The organism is Sphingomonas sp. Leaf28, assembly GCF_001421685.1.
GTDB lineage: Bacteria > Pseudomonadota > Alphaproteobacteria > Sphingomonadales > Sphingomonadaceae > Sphingomonas > Sphingomonas aurantiaca.
This window is the reverse complement of sequence record NZ_LMKX01000004.1, coordinates 1-20,724: the sequence shown is the minus strand read 5'-3', so window position 1 is coordinate 20,724 and position 20,724 is coordinate 1. Positions and strand designations below refer to the sequence as shown.

Here is a 20,724-nt window from a genome sequence, read left to right as displayed (position 1 = left end):
ATGCCAGCGTGCCGTTCATTGCAGCTACGGCGTATCTGGCAATGGCCTTCGGCATCGGTACGCTGTTCAAGCTCGACGGCTCGGTCACCTATCTCGCAAGATACCTCGATTGGTCGGTGACAACCCCGATCCTGCTATCGAGCCTCGTTCTTCTGGCCTTCCATGATCATGGTAGGACTGGCGAGGTGGGCGGCCACCTCACCGCCATCATCGTCCTTGACGTGCTGATGATAGCGACGGGACTGGTGTCGTCGCTAATCGGCCCATCGTTCGCAAAATGGGTCTGGTATGCGTGGTCATGCGTCGCCTTTCTGGGCGTTCTGTACCTCTTGTGGGGGCCGCTCCGCACGCTGGCGCAAAGCCGGGGCATGGCCTTGGGCACGGCATACAACAAGAACGTCGCCTTTCTGACGGTTATCTGGTTCCTCTATCCAATCGTCTTCCTGATCGGTCCTGAAGGAATGAAAATCATCACGGATCCGACATCAGTCTGGGCGATTCTGGTCATGGATGTCGTCGCCAAGGTCGTTTACGCCTTCTATGCGGCAAGCAACCTGGACAAGGCGCTGGAGCAGCATAGCACCGAACGCGGTCATCAGTCATGATCACCCCCGCTCCAGCCTGGGGCTGGAGCCTGCTTCTAGGGGCGGCAGCCGCCGCCTCCATTAGCGCGTTGACCGTACAATTAGCTTTTGCGGTTGTGGCGATAGGTTTCATCGGCATGGCTCATGGCGCCAGCGACTTGGCAATCGTCGAGCCGCGGCAACGCCCTTTGTTCGTGGCCTTATACGTCTTTGTTGGTGCAGTTTGCCTCTGTTGGTGGGTCATTGATCCAGCGGTCGCACTTCCGGCTTTTCTCATCGCGTCGGCAGTTCATTTCGGCGTTGAAGATGCACCAGCGGATCGGCCGTTGGAGAGGGTGGCGAGAGGAACGAGCCTCGTCGCCACCCCCGCCACTTTCCATGCCACGAACCTAACCGATATTCTTCGTCTCGGCGGCACCTCGACAACTGTGCTGCCCTCAATGGTGTCAGCAATGGCGGTGATCGGCGCAATAGCCGCAGCGTATTTGGTCGTACGGGCATGTCAGCGCAACGACCTGCGCCTCCTGATTGGGACGGTAGCCCTTGTCGTTCTGACGCCACTCGTGGGGTTTTCGGTGGGCTTTCTCGTTCTGCATGCCGCACCCCAAACGTTCGAACGTCGTACGCAGATCGGTTGTGCAACGATGGGCAGCTACCTCCGAGCAACTGCTCCGATACTTTTTCTCGTTCTGCATGCCGCACCCCAAACGTTCGAACGTCGTACGCAGATCGGTTGTGCAACGATGGGCAGCTACCTCCGAGCAACTGCTCCGATACTSGTCGCCGCKATACTRCTCGCTACCATAACAGGCGTTCTTTTGTTACACTCTGACCCTTCCGGCGTCCGCCCCCTATTCGCGGGCATTGCGGCTCTCGCTGTACCGCATCTAATCGTGACGCCATTATTCGGGCATATGCAGTGGCGCCCATTTCAACGAGCAGTCCGCTCCGACGCTTAGACCGATCGCCGGGTCGCTTCCTTCAACGAATGGCCTGCTGGCGTTACGACCCAGTTGCGGTCATTCGGAGCACTCCGCCAGTTTCCCAATCTCGGTCGTTCGTTCATATCCAAGACGAGGGCGAGGCTACGGATATTGTTCGTACTCGACAGCACGGACCTGCCCCGAAGCCATCGATTATCCGGAAGGTGCTTTCTGGGTATGGAGCAATCGGTAGCGCCATCGCCGTTTCAGCTGATAACACAGGCTTTGACCTTGTAGCGGGTTACCACACCCCAGAACGATTCTTGAAAATTCCGACGACTAGAAAGGTTTGCTGTTTTGCGGAGGTTGGCGCGTCCCTGACTTAGAGCCGCCCTGCCGTCATCCGCTATAAGAGAGCAAGCGACGGCGCATCGCGCGTATAATGCCGGCCGACCGTGTATTCAGGCTCATTGAGCTCGTCCGTCAGCATTGCTGTGGCGAAGATAATCTGGTGCTCAACGATTGCAGCTTTTGACACCCTGAGTATTTGTTTTTGGAAGTTTTGGCTTCGAATAGCCTCGACACCCATATTTTCTAACGTATCAATCATGCAGAATCGCGGATCCCGCATAAACGCTAGCTTGGTTGACGCAGCAAGCAAGGCTAACGCGAAGCTGCTTTTAAGGATCGCACGTGAGCTTGCGGAGAAGTATCGCTGCTCGTTGATACTGATTGCATTGTCACGAAAGTTGAAGTTTACACGTTGTGGGTTTTCAAAGATATCCTGCCTGCGAAGATCGTTGATGAGCAGATCACGTATCTCGTCCGACACGACGGTGCTTGCTCTGGCAATTCGTTCGGATTGTTGACGGTGTAGCGCCTCGTTCTCACCTTGCAGCGCGGTGATGCGGCCCTGTAGCGCCGCACGCCGCTCACTAAGCTCGCGCAGCTTCGCAGCGATCTGCTCCATACGCGCAAGATCCTCTAGCGATCGTTGGACGTACCCTGCTTTCCTATTGAGGTCACGCACAACCAATTGCTGCTCGGTTGTCGCGACGCGCCGCAAGCCGTCCAGGCGCTCCCTCGCCTTCTCCCAGCGCTCACCCAGTGCTTTGATTTGGCGGTCCAGTTCGGAAGCCTTTACCTGACGATTACGCTGAAGGTGCTGCGATTGATCTAATTGAAGCGCCGTCTCGTTGATGAGTGCCGTAATCCGACCACGCTCATGACCGTCGTCATAGGGCGACTTGCACAGATAACAGGCATGCTCGTTGCCGGTCTCAACCGTCGGTGCATGGCAGGCGGGGCACTCATTGTACCGGACATCACCGATCACCTCTGCCACCGTAGAGGAGTCACGCAAGGCGCGAAGCTTGAATCGAAGGCTGCTGATGAAGCGATCGGAGTCTACGATCTTGAGCGTGAGATTGTCGCGCTCCGCCTGCGATTGGCCTAGCTGCTCCTGCAGGGCCACGACCTCCTCATAGGCGGCTTCCTGGCCGCGTAGTGTCGTGGTCGCTTGCTCTGGTGAGTCCCGCATTTGCCGCTCGGCTGCGTCAAGCGCGGCCGCGATCGCGTTGGCCTCCTGCTCCAGCCGCGCGCGCTGAATGCCAATCCATTCATGCGTGAAACCCTGCTCCGCTTCACCTGCCACGGCCAGCAGGCTGCGGTAGGCGCCAGTTGCTTCATCAAGCTCTTTGCTGAGCCGCTTGATCTCCTGCTCGTTTTCATAAAACTGTGCCGTGTGGGCCCCAAAAAGCAGCCGGCCGACCGCATCTCGCAGGCCGGCATCGTCGAAGGCGCCCTGACTTTTGAACAAGCTGTTCACTGGGCTTAGCTGGTCGGCATACAACAAGCGCAGTAGCTGGTTGATCGTGATGTTGCCGGAGGTTTCGTTGGCCACCTCGGGCATGTCGAGCAGCCGGAAGATGACTTGAGAGAAGCTCTCCCGTTTGTCCGAGCGGATATACCCGAGCCGCAGCCACCGCGCTGCCGGCGCCTCGAGGGCGTCATCAATCTCGCCCGCGAAGACGTCCATTGCTGGACGCGGTCGATCGGTTACATCCCGTGCGAGCGTCGCAACGTTGCCGTTGAAACGCACCTGAAGGTACACCCGCGTGCAGCGCAGCGCTGCCTCGCTCCAATCCTGTAGATCACCACCCAAGCCGTAATAGATGAAGTTTAGGATCGTCGACTTACCGGACGAGTTATCCCCGCGAATAACATTGACGCCGACATGGTAATGCTCGTCGTACGCCGGCTTACCGTCCTTTTGAACGAGCATTCGCTCGACAATCATAGTCGGATCATGCCGCATCGTATTTGTACTCCATGAGCCCGCTACGACGCTTCAAGCCATCATTGCCTAAAAGCGCATAATCGCACGCCAATAGGTTGATGGCCTCAAGGAGGGCTGCATTCTCCGCAGCATAGACCGCAATAGCTTGCTTCAGCGGGTGCGGTGGCTCCACCTCACCAGTCAGCACAACCCCCTGTTTGTAGGCATCAGGGTCGATAAGACCCTCGGCCGCAAGAGTGTCGAAGGCCAACGCTTGCACTGGCGCCATTCGCAGGAACAGCGAGGCGTCATCCGGCATACCGCCATATGGCTGCACAGAGCGGTATTCCTTTCCTACTTTTCTCAAAGAAGTCTGCCCCTGCTTGGCACTTAACGCCTCCAATCGAAACGGAAAGGCGAGATAGAAGTCGAGAATACGCACTTTATCCGTCTCGACGGGCAGGCATGAGACAATCACGCCGGTGATGGTCAAAATCCTAAAGACCGTATGATAGCGGTCAAGAGCCGGCTGATAGCTGATCATATCAGTGCCACCTGATGAAACATTGCTCAGCAAGCCAGTATAACATTCCAGTCGCCGTAACATGATCAATCTGCAAGACGCTTACCGCACACTCCTCAACAATCGGATCAACAATATCACGATTGATTTGTTTGTTGGCCTGACCAATCGTTAACACGCCCAGATCGGGCATCACCTCTGTGGTAAAGACGTTCTCAGCCCGGGCAAGAAGATATACGAATATCTCTTGGGCGGACTGGTAGAGTGACCATGTCTCGAGCAGCTTAGCAAACTCCTCTTTTTGCTCAAGAGCGATGTCTACCTGGGCCGCACGACCACTATGCGTCAGTTTTGCGACCAGCCCTCGGATGTCGTCGTGGGCAACACCGCCGTGGTATCGCTGAAGACGAACGATGGTGTCACTATACTGAATGTTATGCTCGATCTCATGCTGCAGCTTGTGAAGTAGCTTCTCGATCACGGATGCCGATTGTGGAAGCTGAACATTGAATTGGTTTTCGATCTTTATGGCGTTATCGCCAAGCACGTCGCCGGCGATCTTCGGTCCGTCGACCTTATCTCCAGCAACTTGATCTCCGCCGACCTTCGAGCGAGATTGATCAACTGCGGACGAGGGCGTCGGAGCGGCAATGGCTAGAGCGGTGGCATCCAGCTGTCCGCTCTGAGCGAGTTCACGGATGCGGCGCGCCACCAGGCTTCCCGCACCAGGAAGCTGGGCCGGAACCACTTTCTTGACGGGGACCGGAACCAGGCTGGTCCCGGGCTTGCCATCACTCATTTATGTGTCTTGTTCCCGCCCGTCATATCGCCACGTACGCGTGAGCCACTTTGGTCGACGACCTGTCCAAGGCCGCTGATCGTGGTCGACTTAGTGCGCTTGTAGGTGATGAACGAGCCGCCCACCGCGCCAGCGATAGCACCTCCAACTGCCGAAATAATCTCCGACGTGTGCGGCCCTAACAGGTCTCCAATCATTGCAAATCCTTGTGATTTCTTGCCACCATGACCCTTACGACACCCAGAATGCAAGCGGAGATGCCGCCGGAACGGTAGGCTCAGGGGAGTAGGGCGTCGATGGTGCTGTCAAAACAACCTGGCAAGGCGTGCAGGAAGCGAGCCTCTTGCCCGTTCTCACAACGCGGTAAGCTAGATCGCGGCACTTACAGCGTGCTCAGGATAGCTTGATCACCTGAAATGGCCATCGCGGAAGTGTCAGACGGGGGGCTGCCCCGTAGGTTGGACAGTGCCATTTGAGCGGATTTCGAAGCCAGTCGTTGGTCCAGTTGCTGCCCAATGACCGGAGTTGGGCCGATTGACAGACAGTTCGAGCTCGTCACCTCGTAAAGCAGACATTCGCTACGATGCCGACGCTGGCATCGGCTGAGCAAGCCGCAACGGCGGAATGGAAGAACCGCCAACGGTGCTCCATATGTTCGTTCATGGCTGCATTGGACTTCACCGAGATCGCGCCCGCGCAGGGCGGACCCAACCGAGATAGCTTCGAGATGTTCGCCCGCGAACTTCTTCTGGCGGAGGGATTCAAGATCGTGGAGCACCCGGACCGCGGCGCCGACGGGGGACGCGACCTCATCGTCGAGGAGGAACGGCTCGGGCCTGGCGGCGCGAACGTCGTGCGCTGGCTGGTCAGCTGCAAGCACAAGGCCCACTCGGGCGCGTCCGTTACGCCCGGCGACGAGCAGAACCTGCGCGACCGGCTCGGCACCCACCGCTGCCAAGGCTTCGTGGCGTTCTACTCGACGCTGCCAAGCAGCGGGCTCGGCCAGACTCTCAGCGCTCTCCGGCCGACGTTCGAATACCTCCAGTTCGACGCCGACGTCATCGAGCGCAAGCTGCTGGAGAATCCCCGTGGGCGCGTTCTCGCGGCGCGCTACATGCCGCGATCGTTCAACCGCTGGATGCAGGCGTCGCAGGCGGCCGCGCTCTCATCACGTCCAACACCAGATCCGCATCACAGCGCAAACCGCTTCTTCCTCCGACCGCCCCATGACGATTTGGACGTCGCGCGCGCTGAGGCGGCCGAGCGGGGCCTGCCGGTGTTCGCGGTCGTCTACGATGCCGACCACCCTACGCTCAGCAAGCTCGACTTCTCGCTCGGCTACTTCATGGAATACCAGACCACCAAGCGCATCGTGGACCAGCACTTCGTCGCGGCGGTCGGGCCGAGCAGCGATCCGGCGTTCGGCGCCCTAGTGCCGTCGGACGATCCGCTCGAACTGGCCCGGCTGGTCGCCTTCAAGCCGGATGGAGTGATCATTAGGAGCGAGGGCGTCTACGCCAATCCGGACGAGGGCATGAAGCGGGTTCGCGCCATGGTTGAAGCAACCGACGAAGCCTGAACCTGATCCAGCGCCCTTTTCAGCTTAGCGCTCTTGTGGAGTAGCGACTTCCGCACTCAATTCTGAGCCAACTAAACGACTGCTTGCGGCATCAGCTGTTCGTCGTTCGAACGACCAAAATGGGGCGTGTAGCGGCCGGCAGGCGATGTATGAACGAAAGGCTGCTTAGGCCATTTCAACGACGGAAAGCGGTCGGGCCGTAGTCCACCAAAAAAGGAGGCCCCCACCCTGCCCCTATCGGCTTCATCGATGATCCATGCAGTGCGGTATGGGTATACCCTCAGCGTTCGGACTCAGGCCGGTCCGATTTCCGCCGAAAAAAGACTTCAAAAATTTGGCTCAGATTGGCCCTTTGGTCCGCCTGGAGTCCCAAGCAAGGAAGACCAAAAGGCACCCTACCAAACGGTATCGCGAAAGCTCCATTGAGGGTTGAAGCTCTGCTTTTTGTGCGCCCGCAAGGCGGTGTCGGCGCATTGCAGTTCACTGCTGGCGATTGTCCCACAAACGATCGGAAAACGAGAATGGGTCAGCCTTCTCTTAACCCCGATTCGACGGGGTTTTGGGAAAGCAGGAGCCTCTGGTCAGCGCACCTTGCAGCCAGATGAGCCGGTCGCTTCATTGGCTTCCGCCCGGATCGCGACCACCGGGTCAGACACCTTTGCAAGTTCAGGTGCTTCCACCCGAAGGTGTTCCACACCGCTACCCCATTGTTGACGCCACCACGTGCTGCCGGACCGCACATCTACTCCGGGAAGCGTGTTTGTGGCGTAGCGAAGCAGTTCGTTGGGTGGGATCAAGTCCCGATCATCAGCAAGTGCGTGAGACAAGTCCTTCGCGAGATCGACGTTCGAGACCTTCGCGATGTCTGCCGCGCGGCGGTTCAGATCGTCCACAATATCCCGCTTGGCGGCTTGCCACTCCTCCGCCGTGAAGCCCCCTGTGGTGAGGTTGCATGTGATCCGGCGCAAACCCGCAACAGCCGGTTTCCAGCGATCATCCGCGAAATTGTCCCAAAGCATGATCTGCCGCTGACCTTGCTCGCCATTCTCTATGAACATTCCGACCTTCCCGGGCGGGCTGTCCGGCTGAAGCGCTGTGAGACGTGATGATGGCGGGGCAGGCGTCGGCAGCACGACTGTCATCAATGCCGTCCGACGCCCCTGTGCAAGCGCGGAAAAGCTGATCGGCTGAATACGTCGGCGATCGAACATCGGGAAGGGTGCGCGGCGGGCATCTGGTAGCTCGGGTTTTCAGTCCCCGAAACGCTTTTCGATCAGAGTCCTTATCTCGTCCGGCTTCACATTGCCGACGATGACGATCGTCATGTTCACGGGGCGGTACAGCCGCTGATACAGGCTGCGGATGGTGTCGGTGCTCGCGGCCGGCACATCGTCCGAGTTCTGTGCGTTGATGATATCATTCGGCGAGCCGGGCGCGATGGCGGCGATGTAGCTGGCGTAGATGTCGTTGCCGAGCCTCTTGTCGGCCATTTCCCGCATGACTTCGCCACGCGAAGTATCGATCGCATCCGGGCGAAGGGTCATCCCCGTGGCGGCATCCCGGAACAGGCTTAGCAGCACGTCGATATCGCTCGGAGCTGTTGACCTGGTCGAGAGATAGTAGTTGGTCTCTCGCCATGACGTGAACCCTGCATTCGGTGCCGGCAACGTCAGCGGAAGGCCGATACGCTTCAGATGATCGTAATCGTCCGGCGCGGCGACGGTCGGGCTGTGAAACGCAACATGCTCGAACGTCAGCGGAAGGCCGATACGCTTCAGATGATCGTAATCGTCCGGCGCGGCGACGGTCGGGCTGTGAAACGCAACATGCTCGATCAGATGTGCCAGTCCCCGTTCACCGGGCCGACGTTCGGCGATAAAGCCGCCCTCGTTGCGCATAAGCAGCGCAACGCCAGGTTCCTGCCCTTGCCTAGGCAGGATCGCAAACCGCACGCCGTTCGCAAGACGTCCGATAAGCGGAGTTCGCCAATCGGTAGACCGGCCAACCGCGAGTTTCGCACTGTTTTTATCAGTGGCTCGCACCGTATCCTGGGCCAAGCCGGAAGACGAAAAGGCAAATAAGGGAGCAAGGATCGAGATTATTGCCGCTTTGCCGCTATTTCCCATGAACGCCCCTCGACCCCACCGATGCCGCCAGATGCGACCATTAATAAGCAGGGTTGTAGATGGACATCATTTTGAGGCAGAATGGTGGCTGCCGCTTTGTATCATGAGCCTGATCGGCGTTGCCATCAAGGAACGGCCAGCGAGACGCCCGGGGCATTCTCATGATATGATAAGCGGGGAACGACTGAAGCCGATCTCAAAGCGTCAACCGTGCTCTACAAGCCGCTCAAGGTCCGTGAGCATTCTGGACTTTGCGCGTTCGTGATGTGGACCTGCTGCACCGTGATCCCCTCCCGTCCATGCGGCAGATACCGAATCGTACGCTGTTTACCCTTATCCTCTACCAGCAATGCATAAGGCACCAACGCGTTGTCCGGCTGGCCTTCCGTTCGGGCGAGTATCTTCATGCCATCCCGCAACCCTGCCGCATATGCCGGCAACAGCGGATCCACGCCGGTCGCGACGTTGCCGGCGTTGGCAGTAGCGTCCGCGTCGAAGCCCCGCGAGAAGGACGGGCGTTGTTCGGTAACGATTGTGGCACATGGTCCGAACGTATCGGCCGGCAGCAGGATCGGCTCGCCTTTCGCGAGGTATCGGTTCGCATCGGCAGCGATGTTCATTCCCTTCTGACGGGCTAGCGACTTGAACAGGAAGGTCGCCTGCTCCTTCGAAGACCGCGCAGCAGCGATCTGAGCGTGCAGCACCGTATCCAGGTTCACCGCACCTTGGCTCGCCGTCCGCAACCGCGCGTTCCATATCGCCGCCAGCATCGCGCCACGCTGATAGGGTAGCTTCTGCGCCGCCTCATTGTCCCAGAAGGCTGCCGCCGCCTGCACGCCTGGCATGGAGCGGACGGGAGAACCGGCATAGGCCGCCAGCATCTCATTCCAGATTGTCGCAAACTCCTCGGGCGATATCAGGCCGGCGCGCACCATCAGGGCGCGAGCATAGTAATCGGTAAAGCCCTCGCTCAGCCAATAAGCCCCCGGCCGTGCTTCCCGACGCTCGGGCACGGCCCCGAGCTGGCCCGGATTCCACGTATGAAAATATTCGTGGGCAAGGAGCCATTTCATGCTCGCCAGGGGCGTTCGCTGATCGACCCACAGCGCAAATGCATCCCCGCGTCCGGTACCGCCGAAACCCATCGCCGTCGGGCTGCCGACGATTGGAGCTGCGGTTACGAGGAAGGGAGCACTGCGATCCGAGTTCCAGAAGGCACGCTCGACGGCGATCACGCGGCGCGCAAGACTGTTCAATTCCTCCGGAGTGAACGCGTAAGTGCCGACGGCTGCAACCCTTACTCCTGATCCGTCTCGCGCCGGAAAGGTGCGAAGATTACGCCCGCCGATCACGACGCTTTCCAGTGCATCGGCCACGGTGCCGACGCGGCCGGCCTTGTGACCAAGCCCGGCAAGGTGTTCGAGGTCTGAAGCGAAGCCGATACCCGGTGTGCTAGACCAATCGAACGTAGCTGGCGCATTCTCGCGATCGTCGGGGTAGCCAAACAGCGCATTGCCGACCCCATAGAACCACGTCGGTCGGATGACCGGTCGTGGCTGGTCGCTGTCGTCAACGGTTGGATCGTGATCGTAGGCGGATGCGATGTGGTAGGAGACGATTAGCGGCTCACCCGGCGCAGACTTGATGCGCCAATGACCATCCCCGTTCTTCTCGACCGCCGTTGCTCCCGCCACCTTGAGGTCGCGCGCCCATTGCCAGAGCTTTCGCTCTCCCGCCCAGCCCTTACCCCATCCAAAGTTCGTCGTGCCTGAAGGATCGGCATGGAAGCGGATCTGAACCTTCAGACCGGTCAGCGCACCGCCGGACAGATCAGGCGCAAGAGTAAACTGCACAGATTGGGTGACGGGATCGGGTGGGGCGGCAGCACCCAGAAAGACCAGAGCGAGGCTCAGCAAACGCAGACGCATTCGGCCATCCTAGCGACTGATGTGCGCTCGGCAACATGTTGCTCCTTCCCGAAAAGGATGGTGAATCGGGAAGGCCTGTCACGCGAGTGGTTTGAAGTTGCTCCAATCGCCCCAGGCCACGCTCTCTATGCATAACGCGTACCCGAAAGCGCAGCTCTTGTGCCGGCGGTCCCACGATCGATCAAAGTCAGGAACGTGTGAATTGCCTCCGTACTATTCCCGGCGGCACTCAGCAGGGCGTGTGCGCGGGCGGAGGCGATGCTCCACGTCGACGAAATAAGCGTAGCGGCGAGATAGGCATCGGCGTCGCCCTGCGGTTGCTCCGCTTCCTCGGCCAGCACTGACGCCAGCGCGTGGACGAAATCGTCACGCATCTGCCGTGCCCGCGCCTTTAGAACCTCACTTGCCAGCGACGTTTCGACGAATGCTTGCGTCTCGACGAACAGCGGGAAGCTCCGATGCCGCTGCTCAACCATTTGATGTGCGAGCCTTCCAAGCGCGGCGATAGGCGACATCCCGGAAGGACGTGACCGGATGGCCTCGAACGCGACCTCGCGCGCTTCTTGCTCGCGGTCGAAGAACATGTCCTCCTTGCGGGGAAAGTGGTTGAACACCGTCATCCGCCCCACGTCGGCAGCTTCTGCTATCTCGTCGATCGTGACGCGATCAAAGCCGCGCTCCATAAAAAGGCGGGTGGCGGCATCGGAGATTGCCTGACGGGTGGCGAGCCGCTTGCGCGTTCGCCGGTCGGCCACGGGCTTCGAAACTGCTTGCGACATTAGTTGTACTCGGTACACTTTTAAGGTGCGTCCAGTTAAAGGTTCTTCTCATGGTTACGTCAATCGAACCGACGCCATCTGCGACACCGGATCGATCTGCGCTGGTCAGCGGGGCAAGCTTCGCCGGGCTTGCGACCGCTTGGTGGCTGAACCGGCTGGGATATCGGGTCACGATCGTCGAAGCGGCGACGACGCTGCGTCGAGGCGGAACGCCCGTCGACATCGAAGGGGAGACGATCGACGTTCTGACCCGGATGAAACTAATGGAGGCGGTTCTCATTAAGACGCTCTCCCCTCGCGGCATCCAGTTCAAGGACGAAGATGACGTGACGCTCGCCGCAATGGAAGCGGAGAGCGATCCAGCGGCGCAGACCCGCTACGAAATTCACCGGGACGATCTACTGGATATCCTGGCAGGCGCGTTACCGAACGAGGTCGAACTGCTGTTCGGACGATCCGTCGAGCACCTCGCCGAGCGTCCGGATGGGATATCGGTGACATTGAGCGATGGAAGCCACCGTGACGTTGCGCTGGTGCTCGGGTGCGACGGCAATCGCTCGAACACGCGCAGGTTGGCGTTCGGAGCGAACGGCGAATTCGCCTATTTCATGGGCGGGTACTTTTTCCTGAAGGTCGTTCCGCACACCGGGCTATTGCCGGCAAACCAGTCGCAGGTATTCAGCGTGCCCGGCCGCACCGCGCTGCTCAATGGCTATGACGATCGCACCGACATCGGCTTCGGCTTTCGCACTGAGCGGGAGATCGACTATGACTATCGCGATCGGGCACAGCAACGCCGCTTGATCCAGACCCAGTTCGACGGCTTGGGATGGAAGGTGCCGGCGATGCTCGCCAGCGTGGAAGGTGACGACGAGTTCTATTTCGACAAGATCAACCAGATCAGGATGCCCTGCTGGTCGCGCGGACGCGTCGCATTGGTAGGCGACGCGGGGTACTGCGTCTCGCCGCTCGCCGGCTTTGGCGGGTCGATGGCCATCATTGGTGCGGGCCGTCTGGCGGAAGCTCTCGAACGATATCCCGACGATCACGTCACTGCCTTTCGGCATTACGAAGATGGGTTGCGACCATTTGTCGAGGAGGTGCAGGAGCGGGCTGCTACCAGCGGTCTTGAGATGATGTTTCCCGCCGACGATGCCGACTTTGCAGAGCGGGACCGGAAACTCACCGCGGGTGAGATCGATCTTTAGCTAGGAGCCTTCCTGCAAGCGAAGGGCCAGTGGGATAGCGGGCGTCGTTCAGTCGGCCCCGCCCTCATCTACGGCGCATTTCTCTAAATCTGTTCCCGAAATCATTTTCCTGAAATGGTTTCGCGGAGATGGAGTTTCGGGAAAGCCAAAGTAGCTGCGATAGGTCCGTCGGGGCACCCGCGCTTGGCAGCCCCCCCCTGCCCGCACCGCGACAGACTGAGACATTGATCGATTTAGAGCCGGTGCCTTTCAGGTATACCCCCAGCGCATCCTTCCAGGCCGGTCCTTTTTAGATCAATAGATGATCCATAGAATTCGGGGCTATTTGTTGCCTTGGTCCGGCTGAAGTCCCAGCCAAGGAGGACCATACGGCACCCAATCAAACAACACCGTCGATTTATCACTGCAGGGGTAAGTATCTAAGTATCAGGGTTTCTGTCTTAGCATCACGATCCTCGGCAGCGGTGTCGCGGGCATCGCAAAACCCTCGACTTATATGATGATTGCTGGCGACGCCTGGCAAAGGATCCGTCACAGGAAGCCGTTAAGTCCTGTGGGACTACTCAGGAGGCGCAAGGGCTTCGATGATCCGACAGTCGGCGACGGTGTTCCGGCTACAGGAATCTATCAGCGCATCGAGTTCACCAGCCAGTGCGGTGAGATCGGCAATCTTACGCCTGATCGCGTCGCGGTGTTGATTGGCAACGACATCAACAGCGATGCAGGACTGATCTCGTCGATCGGCAAGCCCCATCAACTCGCGTACTTGGTCGATCGAGAAGCCAAGATCGCGGGCACGACGAATGAAGGACAGGCGGCGCAGGTGCGCACCCTCATAGGTCCGATAGTTCCCCGCCGATCGCGCAGGTGCCGGCAGCAAGCCAATCTGCTCATAGTAGCGGATCGTTTCGACCTTCGTGCCAGTCGCACCAGCCAATTTTCCGATTGTCAGTTTCTCAGACACAGCGCTTGACCCTCTAGCGACTAGAGGGTGCATATAGGCTGTCAGATCGATTCTATCGAGGTGGCGAACATGGCCTGCACAAGCTGCGCGTCCGACAAGGCGGGTACTCTCAACGATCCAAAGTGGCGCCGGGCGCTATGGATCGCGCTTGCCGTCAATGGCGGCATGTTCGTTATCGAGATCATAGCCGGCATCACGGGCGGATCGAAGGCGCTCCAAGCCGACGCGCTCGACTTTTTTGGTGACACCGCGAACTACGCAATCAGTCTTGGTGTTGCCGGAATGGCGATAGCCTGGCGCGCACGCGCTGCGATGTTGAAGGGGGCGACGCTTGCTTTGCTAGGCGTCTATGTCCTGTTCGCGGCGGGATGGGGTGCGCTCCACGACGCGACGCCCCATGCCGACATTATGGGTGTGGTCGGCATCGCCGCGCTGATCGCGAACCTTGTCGTCGCGGTCATGCTGTACCGCTTCCGAAGCGGTGACGCGAACATGAGGTCAGTATGGATTTGCTCGCGCAATGACGCGATTGGCAACATTGCCGTCGTGCTAGCCGCAGGCGGGGTGTTCGGCCTCAACAGCGCGTGGCCTGATCTTGCCGTCGCCACCTTGATGGCTGTGTTGGGCATATCGGGCGGTGTTCAGATCATGCGGCAGGCACGCGCCGAAATGCGTAGCGAGCCCTCACCCGTCCCCGCTACTTACCAGCAGTCGTTACATGGCAGTCGGTAAGCTGCTAAGACGCGGGCCGATGCACCGCCTTTCCGCCCTGTTCCTCAGTTTCATGCTCGTGCTTATGCTCGGGCTTGGATCAGTCGCGCATGCGACCGAAGGCGTGACGTGCATTGATACCACAGCGGTCAGCTCCCTCGATCATTGCGACGGCGACGCTGACCAAGTGCCGGCAGACGCCGACAAGGCGTATCCTCACCATCATGGCGGTTGCCACGGCCATCATGTCGGCGTGCCGTTCGCGTCCGATTCAACCGGACCAGCCAGCAGCGTTCGTATGAATGCGTCGGTGTGGCGCAATGCGCCCAAGGCCCCGGTAGCGTCGGACCCAGCCCTACGTCCTCCCCAAGCCTGACCAACGCCTAATCTCGCCGGGAAAGCCCGTGCGGATGCTCAAAGGTTCGTCAGGAGTCCGTTCCCATGCACCGTTTTATTGCGGCCTTATTGGCCGTGGCGTCATGCGCGTCGATCGCGCAGGCGCAGTCAGCCGATCCAACATCGACCAGTCCCCCGCTTACCCTTGATCAGGCGCTTTCACTTGCCGGAGCGACCGCCCCTAGCCTTGAGGCTGCCACAGCAGCCGTCCGGGCAGCAGAGGCAGGCCGCACGGTTGCCGGCTACCGCCCTAACCCGTCGATCGTCGCCGAGACCGAGAACATTGCCGGTAGCGGTCAATATCGCGGCCTTCGCAGCGCCGAGACAACAGCAGGATTGGCACTACCGATCGAGCTGGGTGGCAAACGATCGGCACGGATCGCCGTCGCGGATGCGATTGGTAATCGAGCGCGGATAGGCACGGCGTTGGTTGAGGCTGATCTACGGCTTGCCGTCACTCAGCTCTACATCGAGGCGACAGCAGCGGAGCGTCGGCTTGTGATCGCCCGTCAGCAGGCCGGTATCGCCCGCGAGGCTTCGCGTGCAGCCGGCGTCCGCGTTCAGGCGGGGCGAGCATCACCGCTCGAACAGCAGCGAGCCGATGTATTGCGGATCAACGCGGAGACGGCTGTGGAGCGCTCGCAGCGGCTTGCCGAGGTCGCGCGAAGCAATCTTGCCCGACGGATCGGCCAACCCCTCACGGGACCGTTGGACTTGGCGTGGTTCGGCCGTGTCGAGAGCTTTGGTCCAGCGCGGCCGATCGAGACCGCCGGGACGCTGGCATTGGCAGCGACACGCGCGGACGTAAAAACGGCAGAGGCCCAGGTGCGGCTTGCCAGGTCGCAGCGCATTCCCGACGTGACACTCAGCGCCAGCGCACGACGGCTTGAGGCTACGAACGACGTGGCAGCGGTGTTCGGCCTGTCGATCCCGTTTCCGCTGTTCAACAACGGCAAGGCGGCAGTGGCGCAGGCGCGGGCGCAGACCGTTTCGGCGCAGGCGCTACGTCGCGCGGCCGAGCTGGATACCGCGCAGGATATCGCAAGCGCACAGGCGAACGTCGCGAATGCCGCGACGACCGCTCGCAACGCCAGCGGGCCGGCATTGGCGGTACCCTGTCCGAAACACGAACCGCCGCGATCGATGCGCTCGCCACCTATCACGACGCCAAGGCACGCCTCGAACGGCTCGTTGCCGCAGCGCCCTCGCCCGAGGAAACCAATCAATGACGAAGACCATCATGCGGGCGCTCGCGCCTATGACCCTGGCTATCCTCCTTGCCGGATGCGGCGGGGGTGGCAGCAGCGAGGCCGGTGAGAAAGCCGGAGCCGAGAAGGCGGAAGGTGCCGAGGCCGGCGAAGCCAAGGAGGGCCCAAAGGATATTGTTACCCTGTCCGCCCAGCAGATCGCGGATGCCGGGATAGAGGTTACGCGTCCTACAGTAGGCGGCGTGGCCGGAGCGATCGAGCTATCGGCAACGATCGAGGGCGATCCTCAGGGTGTGCAGGTTGTGTCCACCTCCGTAGGCGGTCGGCTCGTTTCCGGGCGGCGTGGCCGGAGCGATCGAGCTATCGGCAACGATCGAGGGCGATCCTCAGGGTGTGCAGGTTGTGTCCACCTCCGTAGGCGGTCGGCTCGTTTCCCTCACCCGCAATCTCGGGCAGTCAGTCAGCCGGGGCGACCCGCTGGCTATCATCGAAAGCCGGGAAGCGGCATCACTGAAAGCGGAGGTAGAGGCTGCGCGCGCGCGTTCCGCACTCGCCCAATCGAACCTTCGCCGCGAACAGCGCCTGTTCGCCGAACGCGTTTCGCCGGAGCAGGATCTGGTCGCGGCGCGAACGGCCGCAACGGAGGCCAGCATTGCCCTTCGTCTGGCGCAGCAGCAGTTGTCAGCGACGGGCAGCGGAGGCGGCGCGCTCAACCGCATCGCGGTCCGCTCGCCGATCGCCGGCCAAGTGATCGCGCGATCGGCGACCCTCGGGCAGGCAGTCGCGGCCGATGCAGAGCTGTTCCGCGTCGCCGACCTGTCGAAGGTCACTGTCACCACATCACTCGTTCCCACGGATGCTGGTCGGGTGAAACCCGGCGTGCGTGTCGAAGTGACAGCGCCGGGGCGGCGTCAGGAGGGACGCGTCACGTTCGTGTCCCCCATTCTGGACGAGACGACCCGATTGGTGCCGGTGATCGCCACCCTCGACAACGCCGGCAGCACATGGCGCGTCGGTGAGACGGTCAACGTATCGATCCTCGTTCCTGCGACCGGGGACCGCACCGTCGCCGTACCATCGGCCGCAGTACAGATGATCGAGGACAAGTCGTTTGTGTTCGTCCGGACGGCGACAGGTTTCCGGGCAATTCCAGTGACACTTGGCCGCACCAATGGCGGACAGGTTACCGTAACGGCAGGCCTTACCGGCTCGGAGCGCATCGCTTCCACCAACAGCTTCACGCTCAAGGCCGAACTCGGCAAGGGCGCAGGCGGGGATGAGGACTGAGCCATGATCGGTCGCATCGTCACCCTATCCGTCGAGAAGCGCTGGCTCGTCCTGCTTCTCACCATCGCGGCTGCGTTGCTCGGGATTGGCGCGCTGCGTCAGCTTCCAATCGACGCCGTACCCGACATCACCAACAACCAGGTGCAGATCAACGTCGTCGCTCCTGCCCTGTCCCCCGATCAGATCGAGAAGCAGGTTGCGTTCACCGTCGAAACCGCGCTCGCGGGCATTCCCGGCCTTGAATACACCCGCTCGCTAAGCCGCAATGGCTTTGCCCAGATCACAGCAGTTTTCGGTGAAAAGACCGATATCTACTTCGCGCGGGCGCAGGTCGCCGAACGCCTGAGAACCGCCGAGGAAGACCTCCCCGAAGGCGTGAACCCGGAGATGGGGCCGATCGCCACGGGCCTGGGCGATATCTTCATGTGGACCGTTGAATACCGCGAGCTGGATCAGGTCCATCACCGCAACGGCGAACCCGGCCTGCAACGCGATGCCAGCTATATCACCCCCGAGGGGGATCACCTCGTCAGTGACGCCGACAAGGCGACCTACCTGCGCACTGTGCAGGATTGGATCGTCACGCCGCAGCTAAAAAGCACGGCCGGGCTTGCCGGCGTCGACTCCCTTGGTGGCTACACCAAGGAATATCTCGTCGTTCCGGACGTACAGCGCATGGCAGCGATGCGGCTGACGCTTCAGGATCTCACCACCGCCCTTCAGCGCAGCAATACCAGCGCGGGCGCGGGCGTGGTCAACCGCAACGGCGAAGGGCTGGCGGTTCGATCGGATGGGCGTGTCCGCAACGCCGACGAGCTGGCCCGTACCGTCGTTGCCACCCGCGAGAGCGTTCCGATCCTGCTCAACCAGATTGCGGCCGTTCGCACCGGACAAGGGCTGCGCATGGGATCGGCGTCGGAAAACGGCCATGAGGTTGTCGTTGGGACCGCGGTCATGCGGATCGGGGAAAATAGCCGCACGGTATCGACTGGCGTTGCCGAACGGCTGACGCAGATCGGCCGCTCGTTGCCGGTCGATGTTGTCGTGAAGCCGGTGATGAACCGGACCGAGCTTGTGAACTCCACGATTTCGACGGTTGCCCGCAACCTTGCCGAAGGTGCGGTGCTGGTGATCGTCGTCCTGTTTGCGCTGCTTGGCAATTTCCGCGCGGCGCTGATCGCGGCCTGTGTCATTCCAATCACGATGCTGCTGACCAGCATCGGCATGTTGGAAGCGGGCGTTTCGGCCAATCTGATGAGCCTTGGTGCGCTCGACTTTGGTCTGATCGTGGATGGCGCGGTCATTATCGTGGAGAACGCATTACGGCGTTTGGGCGAGGCGCAGCATGGTCGCGATGACGTGCTGACGATCGAGCAACGTCTCGGGATTGTCGCGGCATCGGCACGCGAGATGATCCGCCCATCAGTGTACGGGCAGGCTATCATCATCCTTGTCTATGCGCCGTTGCTCACCTTCACGGGCGTCGAAGGCAAGATGTTCGAGCCGATGGCACTGACGGTCATCATCGCCCTGGTGTTCGCCTTCATCCTGTCGCTGACCTTCATACCGGCAGCGATTGCGATCTGGCTCAGCAAGCGGGTCGAGGAAAAGGAAAGCCGCGTCGTCACGTTCCTCCGGCAGCGCTATGAGCCGGGACTCGATGCGGCAATGCGCCGCCCCACCCTGACCATCGGCGTCGCGATCGGTGCGCTGGCACTCGCCGGGGCCGCTTTCATGACATTGGGGCAGGAGTTCTTGCCGCAGCTCGATGAGGGCAACATCCTCGTGCAGGCGGTCCGCATCCCGGGCACATCGGTCGATCAGAGCCAGGCGATGCAACAGCTCGATGAGGGCAACATCCTCGTGCAGGCGGTCCGCATCCCGGGCACATCGGTCGATCAGAGCCAGGCGATGCAATTCCAGGTGGAAAAGGCACTGGCCAAGGCCCCTGAGGTCCGCTTCGCCTTCTCGCGCACCGGCACGTCCGAAATCGCATCGGACCCGATGCCGCCTAACGCGACCGACACCTTCGTCATCCTGAAGCCGAAGAAGGAGTGGCCCGACCCCGGCCTGTCCAAGGAAGAGCTCGTGGACCGGCTGGAAAAGCGCCTCTCTACTCTGCCGGGCAACGCCTATGAGATCACCCAGCCGATCCAGATGCGGTTTAACGAGCTGATCGCGGGCGTACGCGGCGATATCGCGATCAAGGTATTCGGCGACGACTTTGGCGAGATGAACGCGACCGCAGATCGGATCGCCGCCATTCTGCGAAAGACGCGGGGTGCAGCAGACGTGCGGGTTGAGCAAACCGAAGGCTTGCCGATGCTCGATATCCGGCCGAACCGCACTGCCATGTCCCGCGTCGGGATGACGGCGGGTGATGTGCAGGACACGGTTGCAGCAGCCATTGGCGGCCGACAAGCTGGCGTCATCTTTGAAGGCGATCGTCGCTTCCCGGTCGTGATCCGGATGGCGGAAAGCTCGCGCTCCGATCTGACGACGGTTGCTCAGGTGCCGGTGCCGACCGGCAGTGGCGGCTTCGTACCGCTATCGACTGTGGCGGATATCGCCGTGGTCGATGGTCCCAACCAGATCAGTCGCGAGAACGGCAAGCGGCGTGTCGTGGTGCAGGCCAACGTGCGCGATCGAGACGTGGCCGGCGTCGTGGCTGATGCCCGGTCAGCCATCGACGCTCAGGTGAAATTTAACGGCAAGCGGCGTGTCGTGGTGCAGGCCAACGTGCGCGATCGAGACGTGGCCGGCGTCGTGGCTGATGCCCGGTCAGCCATCGACGCTCAGGTGAAGTTGCCGCCCGGCACGTATCTCGAATGGGGCGGTCAGTTCGAGAATCTGGCATCTGCCCGCGATCGGCTCAGCGTTGTGGTGCCGATATGCTTCGTGGTCATCATGTTCCTGCTTTACGGCGCGCTAGGCTCCGTCAGGGATGCGTTGATCGTGTTTACTGGCGTTCCGCTGGCGCTGGTCGGAGGCATCCTGGCGCTGGTGCTAAGAGGCATGCCGTTCTCCATTTCAGCGGCAGTTGGCTTCATCGCGCTATCGGGCGTCGCGGTCCTCAATGGGCTGGTCATGGTGTCGTCCATCCATGATCTGATGCGGCAAGGCATGGATCGTGCGGTAGCGGCGCATCAAGGCGCTCTGGCGCGGCTCCGGCCGGTTGCGATGACGGCTCTCGTTGCGTCGCTTGGCTTCGTGCCGATGGCACTTGGTCATGGTGCTGGAGCCGAGGTGCAAAAGCCGCTGGCGACCGTCGTCATTGGCGGCCTGATATCCGCAACCTTGCTCACCTTGTTCGTGCTGCCGACGCTCTACGCTCGTTTCGGACGGCGCGAGCTGCCAGCCCCATCAGGGGGACACATCGAACTGCCACGGCGCGAGCTGCCAGCCCCATCAGGGGGACACATCGAACTGCC

16 protein-coding genes and 1 pseudogene are annotated in these 20,724 nt (G+C 60.8%); 8 read left to right on the top strand and 9 right to left on the bottom strand.

Annotated elements, in window-relative coordinates; all coding sequences use genetic code 11:
• Together ASE79_RS06540 and ASE79_RS20230 are read left to right on the top strand one after the other, a co-directional pair.
• On the top strand, positions 1–605 hold a 605-nt coding region (locus tag ASE79_RS06540), incomplete at its 5' end, for a bacteriorhodopsin (RefSeq protein WP_056413711.1).
• Entirely contained in the window at positions 602–1,543 is a 942-nt protein-coding gene (locus ASE79_RS20230) for a Brp/Blh family beta-carotene 15,15'-dioxygenase (RefSeq protein ID WP_082445138.1), read from the top strand. The genes ASE79_RS06540 and ASE79_RS20230, both read left to right, overlap by 4 nt.
• Before the next feature lie 370 nt (positions 1,544–1,913).
• Here ASE79_RS20230 and ASE79_RS06535 read toward each other — a convergent pair whose 3' ends face one another.
• The 4 genes from ASE79_RS06535 to ASE79_RS06520 are packed head-to-tail and all read right to left on the bottom strand — an operon-like array spanning position 1,914 to position 5,304.
• Positions 1,914–3,824: an ATP-binding protein gene (locus ASE79_RS06535; protein ID WP_056413707.1), complete on the bottom strand. Its 1,911-nt coding sequence runs from the start codon at positions 3,822–3,824 to the stop codon at positions 1,914–1,916.
• On the bottom strand, positions 3,814–4,329 hold the full coding sequence (locus ASE79_RS06530; RefSeq protein WP_056413703.1) for an ABC-three component system middle component 5: 516 nt from the start codon (positions 4,327–4,329) through the stop codon (positions 3,814–3,816). The genes ASE79_RS06535 and ASE79_RS06530 overlap by 11 nt, the downstream gene beginning before the upstream one ends.
• Position 4,330: 1 nt before the next feature.
• Positions 4,331–5,107, bottom strand: coding sequence for an ABC-three component system protein (locus ASE79_RS06525; RefSeq protein ID WP_056413700.1), 777 nt, complete (start codon positions 5,105–5,107; stop codon positions 4,331–4,333).
• Positions 5,104–5,304 carry a hypothetical protein gene (locus ASE79_RS06520; RefSeq protein WP_056413696.1) on the bottom strand — a complete coding sequence of 67 codons (201 nt, stop codon included), beginning with the start codon at positions 5,302–5,304 and terminating at the stop codon, positions 5,104–5,106. Before ASE79_RS06520 ends, ASE79_RS06525 begins: the two co-directional genes overlap by 4 nt.
• A 464-nt stretch (positions 5,305–5,768) precedes the next feature.
• Here ASE79_RS06520 and ASE79_RS06515 point away from each other — a divergent pair, with 464 nt between their 5' ends.
• Positions 5,769–6,686 carry a restriction endonuclease gene (locus ASE79_RS06515; protein WP_056413693.1) on the top strand — a complete coding sequence of 306 codons (918 nt, stop codon included), beginning with the start codon at positions 5,769–5,771 and terminating at the stop codon, positions 6,684–6,686.
• A gap of 581 nt (positions 6,687–7,267) precedes the next feature.
• Here the strand turns inward: ASE79_RS06515 and ASE79_RS06510 are convergent.
• The 4 genes from ASE79_RS06510 to ASE79_RS06495 all read right to left on the bottom strand — a co-directional run bounded on the left by ASE79_RS06510 (position 7,268) and on the right by ASE79_RS06495 (position 11,495).
• Positions 7,268–7,828 (bottom strand): hypothetical protein, encoded by a 561-nt coding sequence (locus tag ASE79_RS06510; RefSeq protein WP_156359568.1) that lies wholly within the window; start codon positions 7,826–7,828, stop codon positions 7,268–7,270.
• A 108-nt stretch (positions 7,829–7,936) separates the two neighbouring features.
• Positions 7,937–8,638, bottom strand: a complete 702-nt coding sequence (locus ASE79_RS06505) for a M16 family metallopeptidase (protein ID WP_162237004.1) — start codon at positions 8,636–8,638, stop codon at positions 7,937–7,939.
• Between the two features lie 389 nt (positions 8,639–9,027).
• Complete coding sequence (locus ASE79_RS06500) at positions 9,028–10,740, bottom strand: hypothetical protein (protein WP_082445134.1); 1,713 nt, start codon at positions 10,738–10,740, stop codon at positions 9,028–9,030.
• 125 nt (positions 10,741–10,865) lie between these two features.
• Positions 10,866–11,495, bottom strand: coding sequence for a TetR/AcrR family transcriptional regulator (locus ASE79_RS06495; RefSeq protein ID WP_200910329.1), 630 nt, complete (start codon positions 11,493–11,495; stop codon positions 10,866–10,868).
• Positions 11,496–11,569: 74 nt separating this feature from the next.
• Here ASE79_RS06495 and ASE79_RS06490 point away from each other — a divergent pair, with 74 nt between their 5' ends.
• The gene (locus ASE79_RS06490; RefSeq protein ID WP_056413678.1) at positions 11,570–12,727 is read left to right on the top strand and encodes an FAD-dependent monooxygenase; all 1,158 of its coding nucleotides are present in this window, start codon (positions 11,570–11,572) and stop codon (positions 12,725–12,727) included.
• A gap of 559 nt (positions 12,728–13,286) precedes the next feature.
• Here ASE79_RS06490 and ASE79_RS06485 read toward each other — a convergent pair.
• Complete coding sequence (locus ASE79_RS06485) at positions 13,287–13,691, bottom strand: MerR family transcriptional regulator (protein WP_235513447.1); 405 nt, start codon at positions 13,689–13,691, stop codon at positions 13,287–13,289.
• Positions 13,692–13,760: 69 nt separating this feature from the next.
• Here ASE79_RS06485 and ASE79_RS06480 point away from each other — a divergent pair, with 69 nt between their 5' ends.
• The 4 genes and pseudogenes from ASE79_RS06480 to ASE79_RS06465 form a co-directional block, all read left to right on the top strand.
• Positions 13,761–14,423: a cation transporter gene (locus ASE79_RS06480; protein WP_056413675.1), complete on the top strand. Its 663-nt coding sequence runs from the start codon at positions 13,761–13,763 to the stop codon at positions 14,421–14,423.
• A 420-nt stretch (positions 14,424–14,843) separates the two neighbouring features.
• Positions 14,844–16,027 (top strand): annotated as a pseudogene (locus ASE79_RS06475) (TolC family protein).
• 321 nt (positions 16,028–16,348) lie between these two features.
• Positions 16,349–17,293 carry an efflux RND transporter periplasmic adaptor subunit gene (locus ASE79_RS06470; protein ID WP_416354506.1) on the top strand — a complete coding sequence of 315 codons (945 nt, stop codon included), beginning with the start codon at positions 16,349–16,351 and terminating at the stop codon, positions 17,291–17,293.
• Between the two features lie 3 nt (positions 17,294–17,296).
• Positions 17,297–20,724 (top strand): efflux RND transporter permease subunit (locus ASE79_RS06465; RefSeq protein WP_156359567.1); only part of this gene is annotated, 3,428 nt, incomplete at its 3' end.